Here is a 9,137-nt window from a genome sequence, read left to right as displayed (position 1 = left end):
CGCAGCCTGCAGGGAAAGCCGTTGACCTTCCCTGGCACGACCCGGGCGCCGGTGCCGCTGTCAGGCGGCACCTTGCACATGCCGGGCTGAGTACAAGCCCGGCTGAAGCGTGTCTTACTTTTGCGCTTCGGGGAGCTGTTCGCTCTCCGGCAGGGATTTGTTCAGATAGCCGGTGACCGCCTTGTTCACATCTTCCAGATGCTTGGTGAAGTAATGATTGGCGTTCTTCACCACGACATGGTCGATGACGATGCCTTTCTGGGCCGACAGCTTGTCGACCAGCTTTTTCACGGAGTCCGGCGGTACGACATCGTCTGAATCGCCATGCACCATGATGCCCGAGGCCGGGCAGGGGGCGAGGAAGGTGAAGTCGAACATGTTGGCCGGCGGGGCAATCGAGATGAAACCGGTGATCTCCGGGCGGCGCATCAGAAGCTGCATGCCGATCCAGGCACCAAAGGAAAAGCCGCCGACCCAGCAATAGGGCGCATTCGGGTTATAGGTCTGCAGCCAGTCCAGCGCGGAGGCGGCATCGCTGAGCTCGCCCTCGCCCCGGTCGAACACGCCCTGGCTCCGGCCGACTCCGCGGAAATTGAAACGCAAAGTCGAGAATCCGCGGTTCACGAAGTTCTGGAACATCGAGTAGACGACTTTGTTATTCATGGTCCCGCCATGCTGCGGATGCGGATGCAACAGCAGGGCGATGGGAGCATTTTCTTTCTTGCTGTGGACGTAACGTCCCTCAAGGCGCCCCTCGGGACCATTCATAATGACTTCAGGCATACGATCCGTTCCTCAACCGCCGGTCTTCCGGCTCACCCGATCCGGTCGGGCGGATAACTGCTGACTGCACATCACGAGCATATCAGGGTAATCCGTCTCTATCCCGGTTTACATTTATTGCGTATTAGCTGTAATCTCAATCTAACAGCAAGAGTCTGGCTTTAGCTTACTCGGGCTGTAAAATACAAGTGTAGCATTGCTGCCCGGTAACGGAAGCATAGGTCGATGCGCATTATGGCCATAGAAAATTGGCCGCTATTTCGTAACTGAACGGACGGGACCTCCGTTCTGCTGCAATGTTCACCGTTTGTTGGGGCCTCGGTGAGCAGTGACCATATCGGCACGGGGGTCGAATAACGTGAAGTTCAGTACTAAAGGGCGCTATGCAGTTATGGCTGTCTGCGACCTGGCCCGACATGATGATGGTCGGCCAGTCTCTCTCGCAGAGATAGCCTCAAGGCAAAAAATCTCGGTTTCATACCTTGAGCAAATGTTCGCTCAGCTCCGAAAGGCGCGCTTCGTGAAGAGTGTCCGGGGACCTGGTGGCGGATATCTTCTTGCGATCGAACCGTCGCAAATCAAAATTTCCGATGTCATGACGGCGATTGAACACCCGGTGCGAGGTAATCAGGACGACGATGGCATGTTCGCGGCCAGGGGATGTTCGGATGATCCGACAAAACCTCTCTGGGAAGAAGTCGGACGTCAGGTTCTTGGTTATCTGGACAAGGTAACAGTCGAGGATTTGATGAGCGGGCGCGTGCCGCACTGACGCGCTCCTTCCTTGACGGTCTTGTCCCGCCTGCTTATCTCGGCTGAGCGATTGGCCGGGATTTGGGGCAACAATGCCAGACAGAGTCTATGCGGACTATAACGCGACAGCGCCGCTAAGGGATGAAGCCCGTGCCGCGATGGTCGGTGCGATGGACGTCGTGGGAAACCCGTCTTCCGTGCATGGCCCCGGCCGGGCCGCCCGAGCCCTGGTGGAAACCGCGCGCCGCCAGGTGGCGGCTTTGGTCGGTGCTGCCCCTCAATCGGTGGTGTTCACCAGCGGCGGCACCGAAGCCTCTGCATTGGCGCTGAAGGGCTGCGGGCGTTCCCGTATCATCACAAGTGCTATCGAGCATGACGCGGTTCTTGCGGCCATGCCGGATGCTGTCCGGTTACCGGTGGATGGCGATGGTGTGCTCGACCTTGCGGAGCTGAAATCCGCTCTGGCGCAGGGCGGAGAGGCGTCTCTTGTCGCCGTGCAATGGGCGAACAACGAGACAGGCGTGGTGCAGCCAATCGACCGGATTGTCGAGATCGCGCATGAGCACGGAGCTCTCGTCTACAGCGACGCGGTGCAGGCCGCGGGCAAACTCCCCGTCGACATGAAGGAAGCAGGCGTCGATCTGCTGTCGCTTTCGGCCCATAAAATCGGTGGGCCGTCGGGTGTTGGCGCACTTGTCGTGCGTGAGGGGCTGGATTTGAAAGCTGTCCAGTCCGGCGGCGGGCAGGAGAAGGGGCGGCGCTCCGGGACGGAGAACAAGATCGGCATTGCCGGTTTTGGTGCCGCGGCGGAGGCTTCATTGAGGGCGCTTGGCGATTGGCAAAGGGTCTCGGCGCTGCGTGACCGGTTCGAGGCGGCAGTTATGGTGGCAGGGAATGGCGCACGGATATTTTCCTCGGGAGTGGCGCGCCTGCCAAATACCAGCTGTGTATCTATTCGAGGGGCCAGGGGGGAGACCCAGGTGATCGCGATGGATCTTGCCGGGATTGCCATTAGTTCGGGCTCCGCCTGCTCGTCCGGCAAAGTCCGGCGCAGCCATGTGCTGGATGCGATGGACCCGGACTCACCGGATGCGGAAACCGCGATTCGTGTCTCAATCGGGTGGGAAACGACGGACGAGGATATCGACAGGCTTGTCGCGGCCTGGTGCGATTTGTACAAACGCTCGTCAACCGACCAATAATAATCCGCCCTTCGAGCGGATCTCGAACGGAGAGTGATTTGCCCCGCATGACATTCATCGGCCGTGACGGTACCCGTCAGGAAGTCGATGCCCCGCTCGGATACACGTTGCTGCAGATTGCGCGCGAAAACGATGTCGATATCGAAGGCGCCTGTGAGGGCTGTCTCGCTTGCGCGACCTGTCACGTCCACGTCGCTCCGGAATGGTACGAGAAGGTTCCGGCGCCGAGCGACGACGAGGAAGACATGCTCGATCTCGCGTTCAACATTGTCGACACGTCCCGCCTCGGCTGCCAGATCCGCATTACCGAGGAACTCGACGGTCTGGTCGTGACCCTGCCGCCGGACGGCACGGCGTGAGCGGTCTCGTCCCTGAAGATGGCTTCCTCGGCCGGCTGATCGCCGCGGCACCGGATGCGTGGCAGGCTTATACCGCACATCCTTTCGTGGCCGGCATGGCGGACGGCACCTTGCCGGAAGCGGCGTTCAAACATTATCTCGGCCAGGATTACCTGTTTCTGATCCATTTCGCCCGGGCCTACGGCCTTGCGGTCTACAAGGCCGACCGGCTTGAGGATATGCGCGCGGCCTCCGCCGTCATCTCCGGCATTCTCGATATCGAGATGGATTTGCATGTCAAATATTGCGCCGGCTGGGGGCTGAGCGAGGCAGAGATGGCCGCGCTGCCGGAAGACCCGGCCTGCATGGCCTATACGCGCTATGTGCTGGAGCGCGGCATGGCGGGGGACATGCTGGACCTGCATGTGGCACTGGCACCCTGCGTGGTCGGCTATGGCGTGATCGGAGCCCGGCTCGCGGCGGATCCGGCAACGAAGCGGGACGGCAACCCCTATCTCGCCTGGATTGAGATGTATGCGGGTGAGGACTATCAGGAGGTCGCACGCGGTGCGGCCGCCCATCTCGACGCTCTCGCGGCCCGGCGCGGCGGGGAAGACCGGTTCGCCGATCTGGCCAAAACCTTCGAGGCGGCAACCGTGCTGGAGCGGGATTTCTGGCAGATGGGGCTGCGCGCCGCCAATGCGTGAGGTGATGCCGCCTCACGCGAATTAGGATTTCATTGTTTTTACCGGACCTGACACGGTAAACTGTATTTATGAATTTTCTGATTTAGATCAATCCCATAGCTGGCGAGACGTACACTGGAAATCCGGATCAAGCATATTGCCTGGCTGGTAATTTGCGGCTTGGTGCTGTTTGGCGTGTTGTTGGTTGCCGCCGTGACAGCGCTTCATCATGAGATAGGCTCGCTGCAACAGACCTGGGCGAGCATGAGCGCAAATCCCGAAAATTCCGCCAGGCTCGGGCAGGAGATTGGCGGGCTGCGGGATGTTATCGGTCTCGCCTTCTGGGGTGTGCCGCCGGTGATGATCTTCGGGATCGCTGTAACGGTCTGGGTCTATTTCTTCCGGATCACCAATCCGCTGACATCTTTGACAAGAACCACATCCGTGTTGGCGAGCGGCGGGACCGATGTCGCGGTTGATCACGTGGACCGGCAGGACGAGATCGGCGAACTGGCCCGGGCTATGCTGGTTTTCAAGCAGAACATCATCCGTGAGAACGAAGCGCGTGCGGAGAAAGAGCGTCTCCAGAAAGTGGAGATCGAGAAGTATCACCGGGTCTCGAAGCTCACGGACGAGTTCGAGGCGGTGATCAAGAACTTCATGGACGATCTGGCGGCGTCCGTCGGGGATCTGAAGGAGACCGCACAGACCCTGGACCAGGTGGCGGGCACGAACCAGAGCCAGTCCGGCCAGCTGGAGGCCTCTGCCGTGACGGCGGCCCAGAGCGTGGATCTGGTCAGTCAGGCAGCGGATGAGCTTTCCCGCTCCATCCAGAGGGTTCTGGAGAGTGTCCTGACCTCAAGCCGCATCGCGACCCAGGCCGTCGAGAAGGCGCGCAGCGCCGACGAGGCGATTGCGACTCTGGAACATAATTCACGGAAGATCGGGGAGGTGATCGGCCTGATCCGGGATATTGCCGAGCAGACCAACCTGCTGGCCCTTAACGCAACCATCGAGGCGGCGCGGGCCGGAGAGGCAGGCAAGGGCTTCGCGGTTGTGGCGAATGAGGTCAAGAATCTTGCAAGCCAGACCTCGAACGCGACCGGCGAGATCGAGAACCACATCCACGAGAACCAGGAAAACACCAGTAATATTGTCTCCATCATTCGTGAACTGAGTGACACCATCGACCAGATGGAGCAGAACAGCCGCGAAGTCTCCGACACGATGAAAGAGCAGGACGAACAGACCCAGCTCGTGGCGACGAACACACGTCAGGCGACGGACAGTGCGCACGAGGTCAATGGGGTGGCGTCGAGCCTCAGCCGGTCCTCTTCCGATACTTTGCAGGTCGCGGACAAGATGGCGGCGGCCTCGGAGACGCTGGGCGAACGTGCGCGCATGCTGTCCGAGAAGGTCCAGACTTTCCTCACCAATATCAAAAACAATTGAGGCCTGACCGCATCACCCGGCCCCCTGTGCGTGGGTGTATCCGCGTGCAGGGTGCAGGTGCCATGCGCAACCGCCACTTGCCTGTCGGGCAGTAATTCCTATATTGCGCCCATTATGACAGCACGCACACTCAACTCGCTCGGTATTGCCAAGGCCCCGAAGGACACGCGGGTCGTCGTCGCCATGTCCGGAGGCGTCGACAGTTCCGTGACCGCGGCTCTTATGGCTGAGCAAGGCTACGATGTCGTCGGCATCACGCTGCAGCTCTATGACCATGGCGCGGCTCTGGCCAAGAAGGGTGCGTGCTGCGCCGGTCTCGATATCCATGATGCGCGCAATGTCGCCGACGCTCTGGGCTTCCCGCATTATGTGCTCGATTACGAGAGCCGGTTCCGCCAGGAAGTGATCGACGATTTCGCCGACAGCTATCTGCGGGGCGAAACCCCGATCCCCTGTGTGCGCTGCAATCAGACCGTCAAGTTCCGTGACCTGCTGGCGACCGCCCGGGAGCTGCAGGCCGACGTGCTCTGCACGGGGCATTATGTACGCCGGGTCGAGGGCGAGAACGGGGCGGAACTGCACCGCGCCATCGATCCGCAGAAGGACCAGAGCTATTTCCTGTTCGCGACAACGCGGGAGCAGCTCGATTTTCTGCGCTTCCCGCTTGGCGGCATGGAAAAAGAGGAAACCCGCGAGCATGCGCGCAGGTTCGGCCTTGCCATTGCGGACAAGCCGGACAGCCAGGATATCTGCTTCGTGCCGAACGGACGCTATGCGGAGCTGGTCGAGAAACTGCGTCCCGGCGCGGCGGAGCCCGGCGATATCGTGCATCTCGATGGCACGGTGCTCGGGCGCCACGAAGGCATCATCCATTTCACCATCGGTCAGCGGAAAGGCCTCGGCATCGGCGGCCGCCGTGACGAGGACGGCAATCCGGATACCGAAGCGCTTTATGTCGTCCGGCTCGATCCGGCGGCCCGGAAGGTGATTGTCGGCCCGCGCGAAGCGCTGGGGTGCGAGACGGTCTATGTGGATCAGCTGAACTGGCTCGGCGATGCCGTGCCGGGAGAGGCCGGCACACCGGTGGATGTGAAGCTGCGCTCCGCCTCCCAGCCGTCATCCGCGCAGGTTTATACGGACAGTACCGGTCGGGGCCGCATCTTGCTGGATACGCCGCTGCACGGCATTGCCCGTGGACAGGCGGCCGTCTTTTACACGCCCGGCGATTCGACCCGGGTGCTCGGCGGTGGCTGGATCACCGGCACAGAAGAGAGTGCCGCCGCGGCCTGATCCCGGTGGGAAACCTGAAGCCGGTCAGGCCAGGAATTTAATCAGCACGAAACCGCCGACCAGCAGCAGGAAGGCGGCCGTGGTCCAGAGCCCGAGATTTTTCTCGATGGTGTTCTGTACGGCCGGCCCGAATTTCCAGCACAGCGCGGCGACGAGATAGAACCGGAGTCCCCGGGCCAGCACTGAGGCGATGATGAAGACCGCAAGGTCGAGATGGGCCACGCCGCTGGCAATGGTGATGACCTTGTAGGGGAACGGTGTGATCCCGGCGCCGAACACGATCCAGGCGCCCCATTCATTATACTGACCCGTGAAGGCAGCGAACTTCTCCGCATAGCCGTAGAATTCAAGCAACGGCAGGCCGACAGCTTCATAGAGCAGGGCGCCGATGGCATAGCCCAGCATGCCGCCAAGTACGGAAGCGATGGTGCAGATACCCGCCGCGCGCCAGGCATTGCGCCGGTCGGCCAGCACCATCGGGATCAGCATGGTGTCCGGCGGGATCGGGAAGATCGAGCTTTCGATGAAGGAAATCAGCGCCAGCCAGTAATTCGCCCGCTTGTGCGCGGCGGCCCGCATCAATCGCTCGTAGGTCGCTTGCAGCATGCTGTCAGATGTCCCGGAAACCAGGCCGGGTTCCTTCCGGCGCGAGCATCGCTTTAGCAGTCGTCACCATTGCCGCGCAAGCTGCCGGTTGCGGATTGACCGGCCCTTTCTTTTGGCTATTATGCGGCTCCTCGCGACGGCGGGGCCCCTGTGGCGGAATCGGTAGACGCGGCAGATTCAAAATCTGTTTCCGGCAACGGAGTGGGAGTTCAAGTCTCCCCGGGGGCACCATCTCTTTTTCAGTCCGTCGCTCTTTGTCTGATGTGATTGCCGACCAGCGCAAGTGGTTTGATCAAGCCGGGTGATGTGTCCCGCTTATGCGCCGAGCGCCGTCCATGACCCGGTAGACGCGTGCGAACAAAGCTCCCAGCTCGTCGCGCGCCTCGTCGAAGCCGGACCATTCCTCAAGTGCGGCCCAGACCATTTCCGGTGTGACCTCTATATCGGCGACGGCCGCCCGGCCGTGTCCTGACGGACACTCCGGAGCGGCGGCTTCAGTCTTGAATTTTTGCATCTCACACGTCCATCCGGACTAGAAGCGGTAGCCGACGAAAAGTCCGGTCATGAACGCGTCGGCGGAGCCCTGTTCGTCCACGATAGGGCTGTCGGCGGCGTCGCCAATGAGGCGGCTGTATCCGACCATGCCTGTGACGTTTCAGTTCTCGGTCACTGCGTAACTGACGCCGAGGGACAGGCTGACATCCTTGAAGCCGGCTTCGGCATTGTATTCCCGATAGCCGCTGCGGAGCGACTGTCCTGCATCGATGCCGAAGAATGACTGGGTGTAGTCGTCGTCGGCCCAGGTCGTCGCGACCCCGGCATGCATGGACCAGCTGTCGTCGAAACGGTGCCTGTAGCCGCCCTCAAGCTCGACAATCATGCCTTCATGGCCGTCGCCGACATCCTGAAACGCCTTTACCCCTGCCGAGAACGGGCCGTTGTCATAACTGATGAAGCCGCCAACCTCTGCGGAGCCGTCAACGCTGCCAAGGCCTTTCAGCGCATTATTGTCATCCTCGTCCCGTCCCATCTGATAGCGCACCAGCGGGCCGATCTTGAGCTGGTCGCCCGGCCGGGTGCCGTTCCAGATGAAAAGATTGGCGCCAAGCGATGGCCCGTCCAGAAAGACGCGATCCTTGTAGCTGATCTCGACCCTGGGCAGCGGGCTGACTTCGTAATCGTCGCTGCCTTCATAGTCTGGTTTGACCATGGCGCCGGCGCCAAGCTGGATTTCCCAGTCGGACACGGCTTCCTCCGCCAGAACACTGCAGGCACTGCCCAGCACCATCAACCCGCTGACCATCAGGATCTGGGCTGTCATCCGGGCGCCGACCGCTTTAGTAATTTGGCATTTCATGTCGAAAATCCATTGGCTGTGTGTATAGCGAAGACAAACTACGCAAGGCACCGCCGGAATGCGTGTCGGTACCGTATCAATATGTTTCAGAATGTTGCAGCGCGATCCCGGTGGGAGATGAATGCGTTAGTGTCTCAGGCAGACGGAGAGACCGATTGACCCAGAATAGCAGCCCACAGGGCGGCGGGACACATGTCCTTGTCGTCGATGACGATCAGCGGATCCGTACGATGCTGGCACGTTTTCTGGTCGATCATGGGCTCCGCGTCAGCCAGGCGCGTAACGGGGTGGAAATGTTTCAGGTATGCGCCGATGCGCGGATCGACGTGATCGTGCTCGACATCATGATGCCAGGGGAGGACGGACTGTCTCTCTGCCGCCGGATGCGGGCGGAAAGCGCGGTGCCGATTATCCTGCTGACCGCGATGAACGCTGATACAGACCGCATCATCGGACTGGAAATCGGGGCCGACGATTATGTGGTGAAGCCGTTCAACCCGCGTGAGCTGCTGGCGCGGATCCGCGCCGTCACCCGGCGGATGATGGCGGGTAGTATCGCCCCGCAACATCGCGGGAGCTCGGCTTACAATTTTGAGGGCTGGGTGCTGGATGCCAATCGCCGGACACTGGTTTCCCCCGATGGCGCGCTAACGGATCTTACGAGTGGCGA

The 9,137-nt window shown here is 60.9% G+C and carries 10 protein-coding genes, 1 tRNA gene and 1 pseudogene; 8 read left to right on the top strand and 4 right to left on the bottom strand.

From position 1 onward, the window contains the following. Window positions 1–114: 114 nt before the first annotated feature. Complete coding sequence (locus AAC126_RS20490) at window positions 115–783, bottom strand: alpha/beta hydrolase (protein ID WP_339857034.1); 669 nt, start codon at window positions 781–783, stop codon at window positions 115–117. A 358-nt stretch (window positions 784–1,141) separates the two neighbouring features. Here AAC126_RS20490 and AAC126_RS20485 point away from each other — a divergent pair, with 358 nt between their 5' ends. From AAC126_RS20485 to mnmA, 6 genes are all read left to right on the top strand, one after another. Next, entirely contained in the window at window positions 1,142–1,555 is a 414-nt protein-coding gene (locus AAC126_RS20485) for an Rrf2 family transcriptional regulator (protein ID WP_339857032.1), read from the top strand. Between the two features lie 73 nt (window positions 1,556–1,628). Then, window positions 1,629–2,738, top strand: a complete 1,110-nt coding sequence (locus AAC126_RS20480; protein ID WP_339857029.1) for a cysteine desulfurase family protein — start codon at window positions 1,629–1,631, stop codon at window positions 2,736–2,738. Between the two features lie 38 nt (window positions 2,739–2,776). Further along, window positions 2,777–3,097, top strand: a complete 321-nt coding sequence (locus AAC126_RS20475; RefSeq protein WP_028464378.1) for a 2Fe-2S iron-sulfur cluster-binding protein — start codon at window positions 2,777–2,779, stop codon at window positions 3,095–3,097. Next, window positions 3,094–3,783: a thiaminase II gene (gene tenA / locus AAC126_RS20470; RefSeq protein WP_339857026.1), complete on the top strand. Its 690-nt coding sequence runs from the start codon at window positions 3,094–3,096 to the stop codon at window positions 3,781–3,783. The genes AAC126_RS20475 and tenA overlap by 4 nt, the downstream gene beginning before the upstream one ends. Window positions 3,784–4,026: 243 nt before the next feature. Continuing rightward, complete coding sequence (locus tag AAC126_RS20465; RefSeq protein WP_339857023.1) at window positions 4,027–5,214, top strand: HAMP domain-containing methyl-accepting chemotaxis protein; 1,188 nt, start codon at window positions 4,027–4,029, stop codon at window positions 5,212–5,214. 114 nt (window positions 5,215–5,328) lie between these two features. Continuing rightward, window positions 5,329–6,504 (top strand): tRNA 2-thiouridine(34) synthase MnmA, encoded by a 1,176-nt coding sequence (gene mnmA / locus AAC126_RS20460; RefSeq protein WP_339857020.1) that lies wholly within the window; start codon window positions 5,329–5,331, stop codon window positions 6,502–6,504. A gap of 24 nt (window positions 6,505–6,528) precedes the next feature. Here mnmA and AAC126_RS20455 read toward each other — a convergent pair whose 3' ends face one another. After that, complete coding sequence (locus AAC126_RS20455; protein WP_339857017.1) at window positions 6,529–7,110, bottom strand: YqaA family protein; 582 nt, start codon at window positions 7,108–7,110, stop codon at window positions 6,529–6,531. A gap of 144 nt (window positions 7,111–7,254) precedes the next feature. Between AAC126_RS20455 and AAC126_RS20450 the strand changes: the two genes are divergently transcribed. Further along, a tRNA-Leu gene (locus AAC126_RS20450) sits at window positions 7,255–7,341 on the top strand. A gap of 61 nt (window positions 7,342–7,402) precedes the next feature. Here AAC126_RS20450 and AAC126_RS20445 read toward each other — a convergent pair. Together AAC126_RS20445 and AAC126_RS20440 are read right to left on the bottom strand one after the other, a co-directional pair. Next, the gene (locus AAC126_RS20445; protein WP_339857015.1) at window positions 7,403–7,624 is read right to left on the bottom strand and encodes a hypothetical protein; all 222 of its coding nucleotides are present in this window, start codon (window positions 7,622–7,624) and stop codon (window positions 7,403–7,405) included. 18 nt (window positions 7,625–7,642) lie between these two features. After that, window positions 7,643–8,398: pseudogene (locus AAC126_RS20440) on the bottom strand (MipA/OmpV family protein). A gap of 224 nt (window positions 8,399–8,622) precedes the next feature. Here AAC126_RS20440 and AAC126_RS20435 point away from each other — a divergent pair. After that, on the top strand, window positions 8,623–9,137 hold a 515-nt coding region (locus AAC126_RS20435; protein WP_339857013.1), incomplete at its 3' end, for a response regulator.

It is taken from the genome of uncultured Nisaea sp., assembly GCF_963974195.1.
In the GTDB taxonomy this organism is placed as follows: Bacteria; Pseudomonadota; Alphaproteobacteria; order Thalassobaculales; family Thalassobaculaceae; genus Nisaea.
The sequence above is the reverse complement of the archived record's forward strand: the minus strand, read 5'-3'. Positions and strand labels throughout refer to the sequence as shown.